19 protein-coding genes are annotated in these 20087 nt (G+C 54.7%); 16 read left to right on the top strand and 3 right to left on the bottom strand.

Features of this window, described 5'->3' with window-relative positions; genetic code table 11:
- Positions 1 to 168 precede the first annotated feature (168 nt).
- The 5 genes from RGU70_RS14935 to RGU70_RS14915 all read left to right on the top strand — a co-directional run bounded on the left by RGU70_RS14935 (position 169) and on the right by RGU70_RS14915 (position 4458).
- Positions 169 to 1200: a dehydrogenase gene (locus RGU70_RS14935; RefSeq protein WP_322210183.1), complete on the top strand. Its 1032-nt coding sequence runs from the start codon at positions 169 to 171 to the stop codon at positions 1198 to 1200.
- The gene (locus RGU70_RS14930) at positions 1200 to 1799 is read left to right on the top strand and encodes a D-sedoheptulose 7-phosphate isomerase (RefSeq protein ID WP_322210182.1); all 600 of its coding nucleotides are present in this window, start codon (positions 1200 to 1202) and stop codon (positions 1797 to 1799) included. Before RGU70_RS14935 ends, RGU70_RS14930 begins: the two co-directional genes overlap by 1 nt.
- Positions 1799 to 2485 carry a nucleotidyltransferase family protein gene (locus tag RGU70_RS14925; RefSeq protein WP_322210181.1) on the top strand — a complete coding sequence of 229 codons (687 nt, stop codon included), beginning with the start codon at positions 1799 to 1801 and terminating at the stop codon, positions 2483 to 2485. Before RGU70_RS14930 ends, RGU70_RS14925 begins: the two co-directional genes overlap by 1 nt.
- Positions 2482 to 3072, top strand: a complete 591-nt coding sequence (locus tag RGU70_RS14920; protein ID WP_322210180.1) for an HAD family hydrolase — start codon at positions 2482 to 2484, stop codon at positions 3070 to 3072. Before RGU70_RS14925 ends, RGU70_RS14920 begins: the two co-directional genes overlap by 4 nt.
- 69 nt (positions 3073 to 3141) lie before the next feature.
- The gene (locus RGU70_RS14915; protein ID WP_322210179.1) at positions 3142 to 4458 is read left to right on the top strand and encodes a hemolysin family protein; all 1317 of its coding nucleotides are present in this window, start codon (positions 3142 to 3144) and stop codon (positions 4456 to 4458) included.
- Positions 4459 to 4528: 70 nt separating this feature from the next.
- On the opposite strand, the gene RGU70_RS14910 is transcribed toward RGU70_RS14915, so the two are convergent.
- Positions 4529 to 5311, bottom strand: a complete 783-nt coding sequence (locus RGU70_RS14910) for a 3-hydroxybutyrate dehydrogenase (protein ID WP_322210178.1) — start codon at positions 5309 to 5311, stop codon at positions 4529 to 4531.
- Between the two features lie 175 nt (positions 5312 to 5486).
- On the opposite strand from RGU70_RS14910, the gene RGU70_RS14905 reads away from it, so the two are divergent.
- The 4 genes from RGU70_RS14905 (at position 5487) to RGU70_RS14890 (ending at position 9899) form a co-directional block, all read left to right on the top strand.
- On the top strand, positions 5487 to 6263 hold the full coding sequence (locus RGU70_RS14905) for a GNAT family N-acetyltransferase (protein WP_322210177.1): 777 nt from the start codon (positions 5487 to 5489) through the stop codon (positions 6261 to 6263).
- Positions 6260 to 7117, top strand: coding sequence for a UDP-2,3-diacylglucosamine diphosphatase (locus RGU70_RS14900; RefSeq protein WP_416186530.1), 858 nt, complete (start codon positions 6260 to 6262; stop codon positions 7115 to 7117). The genes RGU70_RS14905 and RGU70_RS14900 overlap by 4 nt, the downstream gene beginning before the upstream one ends.
- Positions 7102 to 8139, top strand: coding sequence for a glycosyltransferase family 1 protein (locus tag RGU70_RS14895; protein ID WP_322210176.1), 1038 nt, complete (start codon positions 7102 to 7104; stop codon positions 8137 to 8139). Before RGU70_RS14900 ends, RGU70_RS14895 begins: the two co-directional genes overlap by 16 nt.
- A gap of 182 nt (positions 8140 to 8321) precedes the next feature.
- Complete coding sequence (locus tag RGU70_RS14890; protein WP_322210175.1) at positions 8322 to 9899, top strand: methyl-accepting chemotaxis protein; 1578 nt, start codon at positions 8322 to 8324, stop codon at positions 9897 to 9899.
- 139 nt (positions 9900 to 10038) lie between these two features.
- Here RGU70_RS14890 and sixA read toward each other — a convergent pair whose 3' ends face one another.
- Positions 10039 to 10503: a phosphohistidine phosphatase SixA gene (gene sixA, locus RGU70_RS14885; protein ID WP_322210174.1), complete on the bottom strand. Its 465-nt coding sequence runs from the start codon at positions 10501 to 10503 to the stop codon at positions 10039 to 10041.
- A gap of 21 nt (positions 10504 to 10524) precedes the next feature.
- Positions 10525 to 12639, bottom strand: coding sequence for a polyphosphate kinase 1 (gene ppk1, locus RGU70_RS14880; RefSeq protein ID WP_322210173.1), 2115 nt, complete (start codon positions 12637 to 12639; stop codon positions 10525 to 10527).
- A gap of 373 nt (positions 12640 to 13012) precedes the next feature.
- On the opposite strand from ppk1, the gene pstS reads away from it, so the two are divergent.
- The 7 genes from pstS (at position 13013) to phoR (ending at position 20030) form a co-directional block, all read left to right on the top strand.
- Complete coding sequence (gene pstS / locus RGU70_RS14875; protein ID WP_322210172.1) at positions 13013 to 14056, top strand: phosphate ABC transporter substrate-binding protein PstS; 1044 nt, start codon at positions 13013 to 13015, stop codon at positions 14054 to 14056.
- Between the two features lie 120 nt (positions 14057 to 14176).
- Entirely contained in the window at positions 14177 to 15169 is a 993-nt protein-coding gene (gene pstC, locus RGU70_RS14870; RefSeq protein WP_322210171.1) for a phosphate ABC transporter permease subunit PstC, read from the top strand.
- Positions 15166 to 16050 carry a phosphate ABC transporter permease PstA gene (gene pstA, locus RGU70_RS14865; RefSeq protein ID WP_322210170.1) on the top strand — a complete coding sequence of 295 codons (885 nt, stop codon included), beginning with the start codon at positions 15166 to 15168 and terminating at the stop codon, positions 16048 to 16050. Before pstC ends, pstA begins: the two co-directional genes overlap by 4 nt.
- A 15-nt stretch (positions 16051 to 16065) precedes the next feature.
- Positions 16066 to 16869 carry a phosphate ABC transporter ATP-binding protein PstB gene (pstB, locus tag RGU70_RS14860; protein WP_322210169.1) on the top strand — a complete coding sequence of 268 codons (804 nt, stop codon included), beginning with the start codon at positions 16066 to 16068 and terminating at the stop codon, positions 16867 to 16869.
- A 28-nt stretch (positions 16870 to 16897) separates the two neighbouring features.
- Positions 16898 to 17635, top strand: coding sequence for a phosphate signaling complex protein PhoU (gene phoU, locus RGU70_RS14855; RefSeq protein ID WP_322210168.1), 738 nt, complete (start codon positions 16898 to 16900; stop codon positions 17633 to 17635).
- Positions 17636 to 17706: 71 nt separating this feature from the next.
- Positions 17707 to 18384, top strand: coding sequence for a response regulator (locus RGU70_RS14850; RefSeq protein WP_322210167.1), 678 nt, complete (start codon positions 17707 to 17709; stop codon positions 18382 to 18384).
- A 326-nt stretch (positions 18385 to 18710) separates the two neighbouring features.
- A complete protein-coding gene (gene phoR / locus RGU70_RS14845) occupies positions 18711 to 20030 on the top strand; it encodes a phosphate regulon sensor histidine kinase PhoR (RefSeq protein WP_322210166.1) in 1320 nt (439 codons plus the stop codon).
- The last annotated feature ends 57 nt before the right edge of the window (positions 20031 to 20087 follow it).

The raw sequence follows: 20087 nt of genomic DNA, 5'->3' as shown, positions 1-20087 counted from the left end.
ACGCTATAAATCTTGCTGATGGCGGATGAAACAGAGAACGCCACAGTGGAAATCACACTACATGTTTAAAAAATCGGATTGTCCTCGCCCCCGTCGCATCTTGCGTGACCCCTTTTACGCTGTATCAGGCCTGACAGAATTAGGCCTGACAGAATTGCGCCTCACAGCATGACCATGATCGTTCGCGCCCGCGCCCCGTTGCGCCTGGGCCTCGCCGGTGGCGGCACCGATGTTTCCCCTTTCTGCGATTTGCATGGCGGCTATGTCTTGAATGCCTCCATCGACCGCTATGCCTACGCCGTCATCACCACGCTGGAAGAGCCGGTTCTGCGCTTCGTCGCCACCGATCAGCAAACCACCGAGGTCAAGACCCTTTCCGATACATTGGCTCTCGACGGCAAACTTGATCTGCACAAGGCCGTCTATCACCACATGATCACGCATTACAACGGCGGCAAGCGAATCGCGCTGGAGTTGAGCACTTATTGCGACGCGCCTGTCGGCTCCGGTCTGGGTTCTTCATCGACGCTGGTCGTGGCCATGATCCGCGCCTTTGCCGAACTGCTCAATTTGCCGATGGACGATTACTCCATGGCCTCCCTGGCCTATCAGATCGAACGCATCGACTGCGGCTTGCAAGGCGGACGTCAGGATCAGTATTCCGCGACCTTCGGCGGTTTCAATTTCATGGAGTTTTACGCAGACGAACGCGCAGTCATCAACTCCTTGCGCATCAAGAACTGGATCATTTGCGAACTGGAAGCCTCGCTGGTGCTGTTTTACACCGGCGTATCGCGCGAATCGGCAAAAATTATTGCCGATCAGAGCAACAATATCCAGGCCGGGAAAGCCGAGTCGCTGGAGGCAATGCACGGCATGAAGCATGAAGCGCTGGTCATGAAAGAATGCCTGTTACGCGGCGATTTCAGCGGCATCGTCGAATCGATGCGACAAGGCTGGGAGAACAAAAAGCGCTCGGCAAAAACGGTTTCCAATCCGCAGATCGATCAGATTTACGACGCCGCCATTGCCGCAGGGGCATTAGCCGGCAAGGCCTCTGGCGCTGGTGGAGGGGGATTCATGATGTTTTTTGTGCCGCCGGAAAAACGCATGGACGTGATTCGCGCATTGGGCAATTTTCACGGGCAGGTCAGCAATTGCCATTTCACCAAACATGGCACGGAAGCCTGGAGACTTTGATGCAAACGAATTGGATGTCCTTGTATGTCACTGAAAAAGTGAGCGAAACGCGACAGGTGATGGATGCCATATTGTCCGCCCCTGCCTTGCTGGCCGCCACCGAAGCGGCTGCGCGCGCCTGCATTACCTGTCTGCAAAACGGCGGGAAAATTTTGCTGGCCGGAAACGGCGGCAGCGCAGCCGATGCGCAGCACATTGCAGGCGAACTGGTGAGCCGTTTTGCGTTTGATAGGCCCGGCTTGCCAGCGATTGCCCTGACCGTCGATTCCTCCGTCCTCACCGCCATCGGCAACGATTACGGATATGAAAAACTGTTTACCCGCCAGATTCAGGCGCACGGCAACAAGGGTGACGTCTTTATTGCTTACTCGACTTCCGGCAAATCGCCCAACATTGTGGGCGCATTGGAAGAGGCGCACCAGCGCGGTCTGATCACTATTGGCCTGACCGGAAACCGCGACAGTGCCATGCCGGAATTGTGCGACCACATCCTGCAAGTGCCTTCGGCCGACACCCCTAAAATCCAGGAAGGACATCTGGTGCTGGGACATATCCTGTGCGGTCTGATTGAGCGCGAACTATTCAAGGCACCCGTCTGATGGAAGCAATCGTTCTGGCTGGAGGATTCGGCACACGACTACGCGCGCTGGTTCCTGACCTGCCAAAGCCGATGGCCCCGGTGGCCGGCCGTCCTTTCCTCGACATACTGCTCGCCTCACTGGCCCGGCGCGGTTTCACGCGCGTGATTCTTTCGCTGGGATTTCTGTCGGAAAAAATCAGCGGCCATTTCGGTGCCAGTTATCAAGGCATGGAACTGGTCTACGAAGTCGAAGCGCAACCATTGGGCACTGGCGGTGCGATTCGCGCTGCTCTGGCCCGTTGCACGCACGACCACGCCTTCGTCTTCAATGGCGACACCTATCTGGATATTGAAGCCGATGCTCTGGAGCATCTGTGGCAAGCGGAACATCATCCCGTGATGGTGGTGCGTGAAGTGCCGGATACCGCCCGTTTCGGTCGGGTGACGCTGCAAGACGGAAGAGTCGTTGGCTTCGCTGACAAAGACAGTGCCGGCCCGGGCCTGATCAATGCCGGTTGCTATGTGCTGCCCAAAAATGCCTTGGATGATTTCCCTCCGGGGCAGGCTTTTTCCATGGAAAGCGATTACTTCGCGCTGCGCTTGAAAGACGTTCACTTGAATGGATTCATCACACGCGGCCTGTTTATCGACATCGGCGTGCCGCACGACTATGCGCTCGCACAGACCCTGCTGGCTGCACTGTGAGCGTGGGTCGTCACCGGGCGCTATTGCTTGATCGGGACGGCGTCATCAATCACGATGCCGGCTACACCTCGAGCGCAGACAATTTCCATTTTATCGACGGCATCTTTGAACTGTGCCGCGCCGCCAGCCGATCCGGCTATCTGCTGATCGTCATTACCAATCAGGCAGGAATAGGACGCGGCTATTATTCCGAGGAAGATTTCGCTGCGCTGACGCGCTGGATGGGTGAGGTGTTCGTCAAAGAAGGTGCGCCGATCAGCGGTGTTTTCCATTGTCCCTTCCATCCCGAACACGGCGTCGGCATCTACCGTAAAGACTCGTTCGACCGCAAACCGCATCCCGGCATGTTGCTCCGCGCAGCAGAGCAATTTGATCTCGATCTGGTTAATTCCATCATGATTGGCGACAAAGACTCGGACATGCAAGCCGCCGTCAATGCGGGCGTGAGCACCCGGTGCCACTTCCTGCCCGACCGGGATCAGGAGCCGATGTCGGCCTCGGCAACGCATAGGATTGCCTCCTTGCCGCAAGCGCTTGCCTTCTTCAGAACCGGCATTGCCGTTAAGCAAAATGGCGTCTCATGTTAAATTGTTTGCAGCGATTCCTGATTCAGACGGAACCCGCGCTTTTATTCTCGATTTGATAGGATCTCGCCGTTGGAAAACCTGCTACTGATCGTCATTGCCTTGTTGTTGGTAGCATTGAACGGTTTTTTCGTCGCCGCCGAATTTGGCCTGGTCAAACTGCGTCAGACACGCATCCAGGCCATTGCCAAAACCCAGGGCCTGCGCGGCCGTATTCTTTTGCGTGTGCATCACCAACTGGATGCTTATCTTTCCGCTTGTCAGCTCGGCATTACGCTGGCTTCGCTGGGTCTGGGCTGGATTGGCGAGCCGGCCTTTGCCAGCCTGCTGCAACCCTTACTGGCGATGCTGGGCATTGCCTCGCCGGAGCTGGTACACGGCATTTCCTTTGCCTTTGCCTTTTTGGTGATTTCTTTTCTGCATATCGTGATTGGCGAACTGGCACCAAAATCGGTGGCAATTCGTCATCCCGAAGCCATCGGCCTGTGGAGCGCCTTGCCCCTGTATTGCTTTTACTGGGGCACCTATCCGCTGATTTGGGTATTGAATTCCAGCGCCAACTGGGTATTGCGCAGAGCAGGGCTGAGCGCCACGCACGGACACGAAATGAATTATTCCGCCGATGAGCTGAAATTGATTTTGCGCACCGGACATCAAGGCGGTAACTTCACCGACGATGAGTGGAGAGTCTTTGCGCAAAGTCTGGACTTCGGTGATTTGAGCGTGGCCGAACTGATGCGACCGGCCAATGAATTGATCGCCCTGAGCGATGCCGCCGACCTGAAGGAAAATCTGCAAAAAATTTCCCGTTACCGTTTCAGTCGTTATCCGTATATTTCCCAGTCCACCGGAGTGGTGTTGGGCATGATTCATCTGAAAGATTTATTCATCGCGCAACAGGAGGGCAAAGAACTTGCCGGGCTGGAGAAATACCTGCGCCCGGTACAAATCATTGCCCCCGGTTTATCCGCACTTGAGTTGTTTCGCCGCTTCCGCAGCGGCTCGCCGCATTTTGCGATCATCGGCAAAGCAGACCAGCCGGCACTGGGATTCATCACGTTCGACAATATGCTCGGCGCGCTGGTAGGCGAAATCCGCGACGAATTTCTGCACACCGAAAATGAATGGATGCGGCAGGACGACGGCACTTTTCTGGGCAAAGGCAGCTTGTCGATTTTCTCGCTGGAACGCATGTTGGGAATCGACGTGACCGGCGATGAAAGCGTTGAATCGGTCGGTGGTCTGGTGATGGAAAAACTGGGCGATTTGCCGAAAGAAGGACAGCGCGTGGAGTTCGATAGTTTTGATATCGTGGTCAAGCGCATGAAGGGGCCGCGCATTCTGTTGGTCAAGGTTTACCCGAAACAGGCGGCGCTGGAGCTGGATTGAGTGCGCCTGAGCAAGCTGACGCATACGCTATTGACGGACCCGGCAGCGCGCCGGGTCGTCTCACAAACTCTTACTGCATGAACCAGCCGTGGCTGACCACGATGGACTGACCCGTCAGTGCATTGCTAGGGAACGACGCCAAAAATACCGCTGTCTGCGCCACATCGCCGGTGGTGGTGAATTCTCCATCGACCGTATCCTTGAGCATGATTTTCTTTATAACGTCTTCTTCGCTGATGCCGAATTCCTTGGCCTGTTCAGGAATCTGTCTTTCGACCAGCGGCGTGCGCACAAAGCCAGGACAGATCACATTCGAGCGGATGCCATGCGCCGCGCCTTCTTTCGCCACTACCTTGGCCAGACCGATCAGGCCGTGCTTCGCTGTCACGTAAGGCGCTTTCAGCGGCGAGGCTTCGTGTGAATGCACCGACCCCATGTAAATAATGCTGCCGCCTTTGCCTGACTTGATCATTGCACGCATGGACGCGCGGGTAGTGAGGAAGGCGCCGTCGAGATGGATCGCCAGCATCTTGCGCCAGTTCTCCAGCGTGCTGTCAACGATGGAGCTGATGATTTGAATGCCGGCATTGCTGATGAGGATGTCGATGCCGCCAAAGGTCGCGACTGCATCGGCGATGCCCTTGTCCACTGCAGCTTCATCAACCACGTTCATGGACACTGCCAGTGCCTTGCCGCCCTTGCTGATAATTTCATCGGCAGTCGCTTTGGCCGCATCCAGCGCCAGATCGGCAATCACGATACTGGCACCCTGGCGTGCGTACTCCATGGCAATTTCCTTGCCGATGCCGCTGGCAGCGCCGGTAATCAGAGCAACTTTGTTTTTGAGCAGCATAGTTTTCTTTCGGTAACGATGAGGGGAAGGAGTGCCGCAGGGAAGGGACGGCGCAGCCCTTGATTGTAGCGCTAAGACATGCAGCTTGCCGACAACACACACTGCGCAAGGTCACGTCCTTGAAATAATCGGCCGCTACGATCTGCACATTCGATAATCAAAAAAGGACAATGCAATGAGACTGCTATCCAATTCTGCAGATGCAAATCCAAGTACTTCGAAGTTGACCTTGAGTCTTGCCAGCACGAAAAAAGAAGTGCGCGAAGTGCAGCGCTTGCGTTACAAAGTGTTTATTGAAACCATGAATCTGTCGGCGCTGGCCAATTCGGAAGAACTCGACAAAGACGACTTCGACGATTATTGCGACCATCTGATCGTACGCGATTCCCAGACCCTGAAAGTGGTCGGTACCTATCGCGTGATGGGGCCGGATGCAGCGCGTCGCAAAGGGCAGTTTTATTCGGAGCAAGAATTCGATCTGAGCCGCCTGGCGCACCTGCGCAATTCGATTGCCGAAGCGGGCCGCGCCTGCATTCATCCCGACTACCGCAGCGGTGCCGTCATCATGCTGCTGTGGGCCGGACTGGCCTCGTTCATGCGCAAGGAACGCTGCGATTATCTGATGGGCTGTGCGAGCGTCAGTCTTAATGATGGTGGACACAATGCCGCTGCCTTGTATCACGCAATGAGTCGCGACAATCTTGCGCCTCCTGATTACCGTGTCACGCCGCTCTTGCCATTTCCCATCGAGGAACGCGAACCTGGCCATACCGCCAACACGCCACCCTTACTGAAGGGCTATCTGCGCAGCGGAGCATGGGTCTGCGGCGAACCGGCCTGGGACCCTGATTTCCATAGCGCTGATTTCTTTTTGCTGTTGCCCTTGTCCAAACTGGACGCGCGCTACGCCCGCCATTATCTGAAAGAGCCGAAGGAAGCGAGCCCAGCATGAAGTCACGCGATGCGTTATTCGATTCAGATGATTTTGCTGCCGGCATGGGCACCAAGCACGATCCGATACGCTTTCGCACTATCTGGATTTCCGATGTTCATCTGGGCACGCCCGGCTGTCAGGCAGGGCGTTTGCTGGAATTTTTGCGCGCCACGGAATCGGAAACGCTGTACCTGGTCGGCGACATTATTGATGGCTGGCAACTGAAGCGCCGCTGGTACTGGGAGCAAACGCATAACAACGTGGTGCAACTGGTATTGAAGAAGGCCAAAAAAGGTACTGAAGTGATCTTCGTGCCTGGCAATCACGATGAGTCGATTCGCCAGTTTCACGGACTCGATTTCGGCGGCATCAAAATCCGCGATGAACTGGTACATACGACGGCTAACGGCAAGCGCATGCTGGTGCTGCATGGCGATCGTTTCGACGGTGTGATCGCCTGCGCCAAATGGCTGGCCTATGTTGGCGACAACCTCTACAGCATGATTCTCAAGTTCAATCAGTGGCTCAATCGCGCCCGTGCAAGAGCGGGTTTGCCGTATTGGTCGCTGTCGCAATATCTGAAGCTGAAGGTCAAGAATGCGGTCAATTACATTTCTTCGTTCGAGGATGCATTGGCGGCAGAGGCAGAAAAAAAGGGACTGGATGGCGTGATCTGCGGCCATATCCATAAACCGGAAATTCGTGACATCGGCGGTATCAAATACTGTAACGATGGCGACTGGGTAGAAAGTCTCTCGGCGCTGGTAGAAGATGCCAGCGGTGAGTTACGGCTGGTGACCTGGCAGGAAATCATGCAGATTAAAAACAGATTCAAAATCACAGAAACCGAGCTTTCATGCGTATTGCCATAATAAGTGACGCCGGTGCGCCGCAGGTCAACGGTGTCGTTCATACCCTGAGTGCCACGCAGCGCTGTCTGCGCGAAGCAGGGCACAATGTACTGATGGTCGAGCCGCGCGATTTTCATACGTTTGCTTGCCCCACTTATCCTGAAATCCGGCTGGCTTACCAGCCTTACCGCAAGATCTCGGCACTGCTCACCGCCTTCCAGCCGGACTGCATTCATATCGCCACCGAAGGCCCATTGGGTTTGGCGGCGCGCCGTTACTGTCTGCGTCACGGACTCGATTTCACAACCGCTTACCACACCCGCTTTCCTGAGTATCTGAGCGCGCGCAAGCTGTTGCCGCAGGCGCTGACTTATCGCTTGCTGCGCTGGTTTCATGGACGATCAAAAGCCGTCATGGCGCCGTCGCCTGCGATCAAGACGGCGCTGGAAGCGCAAGGTTTCCGCAATGTTGCGCTCTGGAGCCGCGGCGTCGATGCGGATTGCTTCAAACCGGATGTGGAAGATCGCGCCTGCATTGAGCGCCCCTTATTCCTGTATGTCGGGCGGGTGGCGCGTGAAAAAAATATCGAGGCTTTTTTAAAACTGGATTTGCCGGGAAACAAGTGGGTGATCGGAGATGGTCCGATGCGAGCGGAACTGGAGTCGCGTTATCCGCAAGTACGTTTTCTGGGCGCGAAGTCGCACGATCAGTTGAGTGTGTATTACAACTGCGCCGATGTTTTCGTCTTCCCTAGCCGCACCGATACCTTCGGTCTGGTGCTGGTCGAGGCAATGGCCTGCGGTGTGCCGGTTGCTGCTTACCCGGTGCCTGGTCCATTGGATGTGGTGGCCAACGGGGTTTCCGGCATTCTCGATGAAGATCTCGGGAAGGCATGCCATGAAGCCCTGAAGCTTGACCGTGAGCGCACCCGTGAACACGCGTTGACTTTTTCCTGGGAAGCCGCAACCCAGCAATTTCTGGAACATCTGCATCCGGCGCGGCCCATGATGGCCGACGCGGGCATGCTTCCCGCACCTCGCTGATACACCAAGCTGTGTCCCGCACCCAGCTGGTGCATGGCTGCAGGTGGGGCGCGCGCATTCTCTTTCCCCCTCATTTAGCCGTCGAGTGGAATTAATGATTATTCCATTCAGGGTATGGATATTGCTGTATGTTGTCTTAAGGAACTAAAACTTAACAGCAGCAATATATCCGGAGATAGGCAATGTCTTTTATTACCAACATGAAAATTGGTGCGCGGCTCACGTTGGGATTTTGCTTGGTGCTGCTTTGTGCGCTAGCCATTTTGCTGATTGGTTTATGGCGCATGAGCGAATTGCAAGCCAACAGCGATTACATCATCACTAAAAAAGTAGCCAGTCTGACTTCCGCCATGACCATGCGCGAAGAGGGTGCTGCGCTGGCGCTGGCGCTGCGTAAAGTAGTGGCGCCGACCGATACTGCCGAAGGGACTGCCGAAGGCCAGCACATCGTCCAGATTATGAAATCGTATGCCGCCAATGAGAAAAACATTGCCTCTCTGGCCACTAATGCCGAAGGTACTGCGCTGGCAGATCGGGTAAGTGCGCAGGCCAAAGGCATCTTTCCTCAGCTTGAAAAAATACGTGAGCAGATCGGCACCAATAATTATTTCGATGCGGCGCAATTGTTAAAAAACGATTTCATGCCCTTGCATGACAAATGGATGAAAAATCTCAGCGCGCTTGCTTCTTTTCAGCAAGAGGAAATGATGGCGGCGGAGACCACATCCGTGGCGAATTATAAAAATGCGCGGGCGGGCATGCTTGGCATCGGCCTTTTCACGATATTGATCGGCGTGTTTTTTACCTGGGTCATTACGCGCAGCATTATCGTTCCCTTGCGTAGTGCCGGCGCGATTGCCGATACCATTGCCAGCGGCGATCTTTCCGCCTCGATTCCTCCCGGCTCACACGATGAAGCCGGGCAATTGCTCAATACACTGAAAAAAATGCAGGGGAATCTGCTCATTACCGTCAGTGAAATCAAGGAAAGCGCGAGCGTGATTGCGGTGGCGTCGAAAGAAATCGCCAGCGGCAATCTGGATTTGTCGCATCGCACGGAAATGCAGGCGTCGAATCTGGAAGAAACTGCCAGCTCGATGGAGCAGCTGACGAAGACGGTGAAGGAAAATGCCGACAATGCGCGTCAGGCCAATGAGTTGGTAGTGCGGGCATCCGAGCATGCCGTCAAAGGCGGCAAGGTGGTGGATGATGTGGTGCATACCATGGGCTCGATCAAGGAAAGTTCGCGCAAGATCGTTGACATCATTGGCGTTATCGACGGCATCGCTTTCCAGACGAATATTCTGGCGCTCAATGCCGCAGTGGAAGCAGCGCGTGCCGGTGAGCAGGGCAGGGGCTTTGCGGTGGTTGCCAGTGAAGTGCGCAGTCTGGCGCAACGATCTGCCAGCGCGGCCAAGGAAATCAAGATTCTGATTGGCGATTCGGTCGATAAGGTCGATGCCGGCGGTCAGCTGGTCGATGAGGCGGGCAAGACCATGGGCGACATTGTCAGCTCAGTGCAGCATGTGGCGTCCATCATGAGTCAGATTACTGCGGCCAGCCAGGTTCAGAGTGCCGGCATTGCCGAAGTCAATAATGCCGTGGGTCAGATCGATGAGATTACCCAGCAGAATGCGGCACTGGTAGAAGAAGCCGCTGCCGCTGCGGAAAGTTTGCAAGAGCAGTCGCAATTGCTGGCGCGCTCCATCGGCATATTCAAATTACAGGGGCATGCCCTGACGTATTCGGGTGTGGTCTGACAGACCTTTGTTGTGAAAGGGTGGCGATGGGGCGGGAACGGGGCAGGAACAGCGCGGGAGCAGGGCGCGGCAGCGTAACTTAAGCGGCCCTGCTGCTGCCTTATTACTTAGTTAGTTAGTTAGTTACTTAGTTACTTAGCTATTTAGTGAGGAAATCCGGCGCTATCGCAACCCGCAGGTAGATGCTTTCAACATCGTCGCGTTCGCGATGCGCTAGCCACCAGACGTTTCCTTTTCGGATGGTCCAATCCTGCCGATTACCTCCGAGCAGCAGGGCGGCGATCTGCCCCAGCGTTGGCTGATGCCCCACGATCAATACCGGTTCTTTGCTGTCGGGCCAGTTGGCGGCGGCCAGCACTTGCTCCGCCGTGGCGTTCGGTGCCAGCTCCGGCACGATCTTGAATTTGCGTTGCAGTGCCGTGACCGTTTGCAGCGTGCGTTTGGCGGGACTGGTCAGAATCCGGCAGCTTTCCGGCAGGTTGCGGTCGAGCCAGTCCGCCATTTTTGCGGCCTGCTTCAGCCCCTTTGCTGTGAGTGCGCGATCGAGATCATGATGTGGGTCGCCAATTTCCGCTTCCGCGTGTCGCCATAAAATCAAATCCATGCCGCACTCCTTTGTCTGACGCTATATGGTGGGACTGATCACCGGGGTGGTGAATAGCTTCACCAGTTCTTGTTGCGCACCGTAGGCCAGTTGTTTGTTGCGTGATTTTTTCTTGGTGTAAATGCCGTCACCGTCGAGTATCCAGCTGTTGGTATTGTCTTTCAGATAGGGGTTCAAGCCTTCGTTGATAACGCGTTTCTTGAGCGCAGGATCGAGGATGGGGAAGGCCACTTCGATGCGGCGGAACAGGTTGCGATTCATCCAGTCGGCGCTGCCGAGGTAGACATCGTGCGCCAGATCGTTGCGGAAATAATAGATGCGGGAGTGTTCCAGGAAACGACCGATGATGGAGCGTACCTTGATATTTTCCGACAAGCCCGGCACGCCCGGCCGCAAGGCGCAGGCACCGCGTACGATCAGGTCAATTTTCACGCCTTGCGCGGAGGCCGCGTACAGCGCACGAATGACCGATTCGTCGAGCAGGGCATTCATCTTGGCGATGATGCGTCCCGGACGGCCCTGGCTGGCGATCAGCCCTTCGTTGCGGATGGCGCGGATAATTTCTTTTTGCAGCGCAAACGGGGCCAGCCACAGATAGTTGAGGTTGGTTGGTTTGGTCAGGCTGGTCAGATGGATGAAAACTTCGTTGACGTCGACGGTCAGCTTCGGATGTGCCGTCAGAAGGCCGAAGTCGGTATAAAACTTGGTGGTGGTCGGATGGTAATTGCCGGTTCCCAGATGGGCGTAAAACCGCAGCGCATTATCTTCGCGGCGGATCACCAGCGCCAGTTTGGCATGGGTTTTTAAGCCGACGACACCATACACCACCTGCGCCCCCGCCTGTTCAAGCCGCACTGCCCAGTTGATATTGGCTTCTTCATCGAAGCGCGCCATCAGTTCCACGATGACGGTGACTTCCTTGCCGCGCTGGGCGGCATAGATCAGCGCTTCCATCAGTTCGGAATTCATGCCGGTGCGGTAAATCGTTTGCTTGATCGCTACCACCGCCGGGTCGTGCGCCGCAGTGCGGATGAAATCGACGACCGGCTGGAATGACTGGAAGGGGTGATGCAGCAGCACATCTTTTTTTTGCAATATCGAGAAAATATTTTCGTTACTCAGGGCCGCTGGCAGCGACGCTGAAAATGGCGGGAAGCGCATCGTCGGCTGTTTGACCTGATCGACCATTTCTGAGAGTCGCACCAGATTGACCAGTCCATCGACCGGGTACAGGCGGTTGTGATCGATGCCGAATTGCTCTAGCAGGAAATTGGATAAATTTTCCGGGCAATTGCTGGCCACTTCCAGACGCACCGCAACGCCGAACTGACGGCTGTGCAGTTCGGTTTGCAAGGCCTGACGCAGGTTTTTGACTTCTTCTTCATCCACCCACAGGTCGCTGTTGCGGGTAACCCGGAACTGCGAATAGGCGATGATTTCGCGCCCGGAAAACATTTCTCCGATATGGGCGTGAATGATTGAGGAGAGCAGACAAAACGACACCCCTTTTTTGCCCGACAGCTCAGGCGGCAGTTCAATCACGCGCGGCAATACGCGCGGGGCCTTGACGATGGCGATGGCAGTGCCGCGACCGAAGGCATCCTTGCCGGACAATTCAATGATGAAGTTGAGACTCTTGTTCAGTACCTGTGGGAAGGGATGTGCCGGATCGAGGCCGATCGGTGTCAGCAGTGGACGCACATTGGCATCGAAGTAACCCTTGACCCAGGCGCGCTGTGCTTCGTTGCGATCTTCATGGCGCAGTAAATACACGCCTTTGGCGGCGAGTTGCGGCAGGATGTCGTGGTTAAGCAGCTGGTACTGGCGGGCAACGATTTCGTGGCATTCGACGCTGGTGCGTTCCAGTGCTTCGGTCAGGTCGGGCGGGTCGATTTGCTCGCCGCCGATGCGGTTGGCCAGCAGGCTGGCGATTCTGACTTCGAAAAACTCATCCAGATTGCTGCTGCAGATGCACAAATAGCGCAGACGCTCGAGCAGGGGCAGACTGGTGTCTTCCGCTTGCGCCAGAACGCGTCGGTTGAACGCTAGTTGGGAAATTTCACGATTCAGATAAATCGCGCTTGATGGAGCTTCGCCGGGGGTGCTATTTTCCTCCGGTTTTATTTTTTTGATCATCCTGGGCCCAGTAGTACGCAAAAGTAACTTCATTATATGAGTTGGATGTGACAAAGGGGTGACGAGAAATCGATGATTTTTGACAGAGTAATCCAATAGCCAAAGTATTGTATTAAGGAAATATTTTGATTTTGTATAGTCGGATTTTTATATTTTCGTTTAATTCTTTCTAGCAATGGTCATAAACTCGTCACATTAGCTGGTTACAGTTTCATCCGTCTGTAAGAACGTTTCATCAATTTTTGCTGCACTGCCGGGGTCTGTGGATCGTCATCCGCTTCGAGGGAAGCTTTCCCGACCTGCGAAGGTTGTGCAACAAACAATGTACCAGCCGTTCAAAGACAAATTATTTTGCCAATCATAGGAGCAAGACATGGTATTGAATCAATTGTTTAAATCGGTCGCAGTGGCGATCTGTGGCGCAGCTGCATTTACTGCGGTTCACGCGGCAGACATCACTGGTGCGGGCGCTTCTTTCCCGTATCCGATCTATGCAAAATGGGCTGAATCGTACAAGGCTGCTACAAACAACAGTCTGAACTATCAATCGATCGGTTCCGGCGGCGGTATCAAGCAAATCAAGGCAAACACTGTCGATTTCGGTGCTTCCGACATGCCTTTGAGCCCGCAAGAATTGCAAGCGAGCAACCTGACACAATTCCCGGCAGTCGTCGGCGGTGTTGTTCCAGTGGTGAATCTGGCAGGTATCACACCGGGTCAACTGAAATTGTCCGGCGCTGTGATTGCTGACATTTACCTGGGCAAGATCACTAAATGGGATGCAGCTGATATCGCGGCTCTGAACCCAGGTGTGAAACTGCCTGCCGATGACATCACACCGGTCTATCGTTCCGATGCGTCGGGCACATCGTATGTGTTCACCAGCTATCTGTCGAAAGTCAGCGAAACATTCAAGGCTAAAGTCGGCGCAAGCACGGCAGTCAGCTGGCCTGCAGGTGTGGGCGGCAAGGGTAACGAAGGCGTTGCAGCCAACGTCGCCAAAATCAAGGGTTCAATTGGTTTTGTCGAATACGCTTACGTCAAGAAAAACAACCTGCTGTACACCCAGTTGAAAAACCGTGACGGTGCATTTGTCAAGCCAGACCAGGCTGCATTCAAGGCTGCAACTGCTGCCGCTGCCTGGGATAAGACACCTGCTTTTGCAGTGGACTTCACTGATGCCGCCGGTAAAGCCAGCTGGCCTATCAGCAGCGCGACTTTCGTGCTGGTGCATAAAACTTTGGCCGATGACGGCGCTAAAGTAAAAGAAGTGTTGAAGTTTTTCGCATGGGCATACAAGAACGGTGGCAAATCTGCTGGCGAGCTGGACTATGTTGCCCTGCCAGCCAGCGTAGTGGCGCTGGTTGAAGAATCGTGGAAAGGCATCAAAGCCGCCAACGGCAAAGAAGTCTGGTAATACACGCGAGTAATTAAGGGGATAACCGGGCCGGCGCATTGCGCTGGCCCGCTTTGTAGGGGGCGCACTATGAGTACGAATATTTTAGTCACAGATCTGCCGCACGTCGGCCTGAGTAATATGCCCTTAAATATAAATAATCAACAGCAATCGCAGTCGCATAAAGCGCTGCTGAGCACGATGCGCAAGCAACGCGTGCAGGATTTCCTGTTTCATAAAATCACGCTGACTTTTGCACTGACAGTTCTGTTAATGCTGGGCGGGATTATTGTTTCACTGTTCATCGGCGCGTGGCCTGCATTCCACGCCTTCGGGCCGGGTTTTATCACCAGTAGCGAATGGAATCCGATGACGGAGCAATACGGTGCGCTGGTCCCTATCGTAGGGACGCTGGTGACGTCGTTCATTGCTTTGTTGATCGCCTTTCCGATTAGCTTCGGTATCGCCTTGTTCCTCACTGAAATTTGCCCGGCCAGACTGCGTCAGTCTCTGGGAATCGCCGTTGAGTTGCTCGCAGGTGTGCCGAGCATCATTTACGGTATGTGGGGCCTGTTCATTTTTGCACCGCTGTTTGCTGAATATGTACAGCCGGCGCTCAAAGCAACGCTCGGTCAGGTGCCGGTGATCGGTGAGCTGTTTGCCGGCCCGACAATGGGTATCGGTATTCTGACTGCAGGTCTGATCCTGTCGGTCATGATCATTCCTTTTATTGCTTCGGTCATGCGCGATGTGTTTGAAGTCGTGCCGGCGGTGCTGAAAGAATCCGCTTACGGCCTCGGCTGCACGCGCTGGGAAGTGGTGCGCAAGGTTGTGCTGCCGTACACCAAGAACGGTGTGGTGGGGGGGGTGATGCTGGGCTTGGGTCGGGCCTTGGGCGAAACGATGGCGGTTACGTTTGTGATCGGTAATTCGCACCGCTTGTCGTGGTCCTTGTTTGCGGCCGGTAACAGTATCGCGTCCACTCTGGCCAACGAAATTGCAGAAGCGTCGACGGAGTTGCATGTGTCAACGCTGTTCGCACTCGGTTTGATCCTGTTCGTGATCACCTTCATTGTCTTGTCGATAGCAAAACTGATGTTGATGGGAATGGAACGCAAGGAAGGCGAAAAATGAGCAAGCATCAGGATTTGGATCAATTGAAGTCCGGTGCCAACCCGGTTTATCGCAAGCGTTTGCGGCAGCACCGGATCGGCATGGTGTTCTCATTTCTGGCGATGGGTTTCGGCTTGTGCGTGCTGATGTGGATTTTGTTCACCTTGATCATCAAGGGTTTTGGCGCGCTCGATCTGGAAATGCTGACGCACATGACGCCTTCTCCCGGCGACGATGGCGGCGGCTTGCTCAACCCTATCGTTGGTAGTCTGTTGATGGTGGGGATTGCGACGCTGATCAGTACGCCGATCGGGATTCTGGCCGGTATTTATCTGGCGGAATACGGTGAGCAAAGCACGCTGGCAAAAGTCACTCGCTTCGTTACAGACATTATGTTGTCGGCACCGTCGATTGTCATTGGTCTGTTTGTGTATGCGATCTATGTGGCGCGTGTCGGTCACTTTTCCGGCTGGGCTGGTACCTTTGCCATTTCGCTGATCGCCATACCGGTGGTGGTGCGTACGACGGACAATATGCTGCGACTGGTTCCGGCCAGTCTGCGCGAAGCGGCATTTTCGCTCGGCGCGCCGCGCTGGAAAGTGGCCATGAACGTGCGTTTGCGTGCGGTCAGGGCTGGTGTGGTGACGGGCGTCTTGCTGGCCGTTGCGCGTATCTCCGGCGAAACCGCCCCTTTGTTGTTTACCGCATTGAATAACCAGTTTTTCAGCGCCAACATGAACCGGCCTCTGGCCAATCTGCCGGTGGTGATCAATCAGTTTGCGATGAGTCCTTACGATAACTGGGTGTCGCTGGCATGGGGCGGCGCATTGCTGATTACCTTCAGTGTGCTGCTGCTCAATATCCTGTCGCGTACCTTGTTCAGCCAAAAAGTCTCCAGTTAATTTCAAGTGATCCCTATGAATACTCAAGCATTCGCAACACCCGCAGCGAACGCCGTTGCCGAGAAGAAATCGACGATCGCTGTTTCCGGATTGAATTTCTTTTATGGCGCATTCCATGGCCTGAAAAATATCGACCTCAATATCTATGAGGGTAAGGTCACGGCGTTTATCGGCCCTTCAGGTTGCGGCAAGTCGACTTTGCTGCGCACCTTTAACCGCATGTATGACTTGTATCCCGGTCAGCGCGCAGAGGGCAAGATCATGTATGCCGGCAGCAATATTCTCGATGCCGGTCAGGATCTGAACATGCTGCGCGCCAAAGTCGGCATGGTGTTTCAGAAGCCGACACCGTTCCCGATGTCGGTCTATGACAACATTGCCTTCGGTATCCGTTTGTATGAAAATTTGTCGAAAGGCGAAATGGACGAGCGCGTTGAATGGGCTCTGAACAAGGCGGCGCTGTGGGGCGAAGTCAAGGACAAGCTCAACAAGAGCGGTCTGTCCTTGTCCGGCGGCCAGCAGCAGCGGCTCTGTATTGCGCGCGGCGTGGCAGTCAAACCGGAAGTGTTGTTGCTCGATGAGCCGACTTCGGCGCTCGATCCGATATCGACGGCCAAGGTCGAGGAACTGATCGGCGAATTGAAAAATGATTACACCATCGCCATCGTCACGCACAACATGCAGCAGGCAGCACGCTGCTCTGACTACACGGCGTACATGTATTTGGGTGAGTTGATGGAGTTTGGCAAGACCGATCAGATTTTCATGAATCCGGGCCGCAAGGAAACACAAGATTACATTACCGGCCGTTTCGGTTGATCATCATTTCAGCTAAGGAAAATATTTTATGATGGGCGAACACTCCTCCAAGCAATACGATGCCGATCTGGAACAGATACGCTCCGAGGTACTGGCCATGGGCGGTATCGTCGAACGGCAGTTCCAGGATGCGATTGCGGCCTTCCGCAACGGCAATGTCAATCTCGCGGAACAAGTCATTGCCGCAGACGACAGGGTTAACCGGTTTGAGGTCGATCTCGACGAAGCCTGCAGTCATCTGATCGTGCGACGTCAGCCGACCGCCAACGATTTGCGCACTGTCATGGCGACCATCAAGATCGTGACCGATCTTGAACGGGTGGGCGATGAGGCGAGCAAAATCGCACGTTATGCGATGCACTTGCACAAGCGCGGCATCGGCTTGATTGATCACTATGAAACCGTGCGTGAAATTGCTGAAGATGCGACCGGTATGTTGCACAGTGCGCTGGACGCCTTTGCCCGGCTCGATGACACACAGGCGCGCAAACTGATTGCGCAAGACGTCAATATCGACAATGGCTTTCGGGGCATTACGCGCAATCTGATTACTTTCATGATGGAAGATCCGCGCACGATTTCGACGGCGATTGACACGATGTGGGTGGCCAAGGCCATCGAGCGCATCGGTGACCACGCTAAAAACGTGGCGGAATATGTCATCTACGTTGTGGGCGGCAAAGATATCCGCCACCCGAGCGCTTTTGCCAACCTGAGCGCAAGTGTCAGCGACGGCGAATTAAAAAATGCACCAGACCACAAATAAGTAAGGTGCGACAAGCGGCTGCCATGGTTTGTGGCAGCCGTTTTATTTTCGAGACTTTGAAATGGCATTAAATGACTACTATCCTGATCGTTGAAGATGAGCCCGCGATTGCCGAGTTAATTGCTTACACGGTAAAAGGTGCTGGATGGGATAGCTTCGTTGCTGGCGATACCGCTTCTGCCTGGGAATTTGTTCAGCGCCGCACTCCACAACTGGCCTTGCTGGACTGGATGTTGCCTGACCGCAGCGGTTTGCATTTGTTGTCGAAGATTCGCGGCGACCGTCAGGTGCAGCAAATGCCGGTGATCATGCTGACTGCCAGGAGCATGGAAGAAGACAAAATCGTCGGACTGGATAATGGCGCGGATGATTACATCACCAAGCCGTTTTCTCCGCGTGAACTGACTGCGCGCATCAAGGCCTTGCTGCGCAGGAAAAGTCCGGAGCATGCGCAAGAGACACTGAGCGCCGGTGCTGTTTCCCTTGATCCGGTCAGTTGCTCAGTGGCAATTGATGGCGTGCGCATTGAGATCGGCCATGCTGAATATAAGTTGCTGAAATTTTTTCTGGCGCATCCTGATCGTGTATTCTCAAGAAGCCAGTTGCTCGACAAAGTTTGGGGCGACCATGTGGTGATTGAGGAGCGGACAGTGGATGTGCATGTGCTGCGTCTGCGCAAGGCTTTACGCGAGGCGGAGACACTGATTAAAACGGTGCGCAGCGTAGGGTATATGTTGTCGGAAAAATAATTCTGCTCGCTCACAACCCCGCCGGAGAGTATCACTCTCTCCATCATCGTCTGGCCGTATTTGCCGCCGCTGCTTCGGGTTGATCCCGTTGCGGTTGAAATAATAAGGGCGTCACTGATCAAGTTAATGTGCGCTGCCATCTTTAGGGTGTGATGCCTTTTGTGCGCAACACGGTACGCAAAATCGGCACGCAAAAACGGCACGCAAACACGATATCCCAAAACGGTACATAAACACCGTGCGCATGTCCGGTTGTGGTTTTTATCCGCCGCTTGTTTTGCCCGCCATGCTTTATCAGAGGTTCCATAAGAAATGAGTTTCTATCAATGACCCCGCAATTGCTTTTCTGGATTCCGGCCGCGCTGCGGTTCCTGTTGTTTATGGCCGTCATCGGGGTGGTATGGTTTTTTTTCGGCTCGACCGAGGCGCTGGCAGCTGCGCTGATTGGGATGAGCTGGATGGTGTTTATTCAGTTGCGCAATCTGTTTCGTCTCAGTAACTGGCTCGATAATCCGGGCGATATCCGCCTGCCGGACGGCTGGGGTGCCTGGACCGATATTTTCGCCCGCTTGTACCGCATGCGCCGCGACGATGAAAAGAATCAGCTCGAATTAAGCGAGTGGCTGGCGCGCTTCCGACAGGCGATGAGTCTGCTGCCGGACGGGGTGGTGATCATGGACGATGTCCTGTTCCTTGAGTGGTGCAATCCGGCGGCACAGCAGCATCTTGGCTTGCAGCTGGAGCGCGACAAGGGCATGCGCGTGACGAATCTGGTGCGCAATCCTGCCTTTATCGACTACATCATTCTGGGTCGTTACGATCAGCCGCTGACGTTGACGTTCAAGGACCGCAAGCTGGTGATGCAGATTATTCCTTTTGAAAACCGGCGTCAGATTCTGGTGACGCACGATGCCACCGATGCGGCGCGCATAGAGATGATGCGGCGCGATTTTATTGCCAATGCTTCGCATGAGCTGCGCACGCCGCTGACCGTGATCAATGGATTTCTGGAAATTGCGCTGGCGCAGCCACAACTGGATGCCGTTACCCGCACCGCGCATTTGAAACTGATGACCGAGCAAGGCCATCGGATGCAAAATCTGATCGGCGATATGCTGACTCTGACGCGCTTGGAGTCGGTTGATTATCCGATGCGCGCCGAGCGGGTCAGGATGCCGGAGCTGTTGGAGGGAATTCTGGAGGAGGCGCAGGCCTTGTCGGCGGGACAGCATCACTTCACGCTGGAGGTCGATGGTCCTGATCTGAGCGGTAGCATCGATGAATTGCGCAGCGCTTTCAGTAATCTGGTCACGAATGCCATCCGGTATACGCCGACCGGCGGTTCGATTGGCATGCGCTGGGAAGCACACTCTGCGGGCCCGCGTTTTGTGGTCAGCGATACCGGCATTGGTATTGGCCCTGAGCATATTTCACGGTTGACTGAACGCTTTTATCGGGTCGACAAAAGCCGCTCCCGCGAAACGCAGGGAACCGGTCTCGGGCTGGCTATCGTGCGCCACGTCCTGCTGCGTCATAAGGGGACGATGAGCATCGAATCCGTACCGGAGCAGGGCAGCGTGTTTACGGTCACTTTTCCGGTCAGCGCTATAGCGAATGAATTCACCCCTTTGCCGGAATTGGATTAAGGAAGCTCTGATTACGCTACTGCGCGACGTAATCTCCGGACTGCGATGCTCATCGTA

Origin of the sequence: Herbaspirillum sp. RTI4 (genome assembly GCF_034313965.1) — a bacterium.
GTDB lineage: Bacteria > Pseudomonadota > Gammaproteobacteria > Burkholderiales > Burkholderiaceae_D > Herbaspirillum.
Note: the sequence above shows the minus strand (reverse complement) of the source record. Positions and strands in the feature narration are given on the sequence as shown.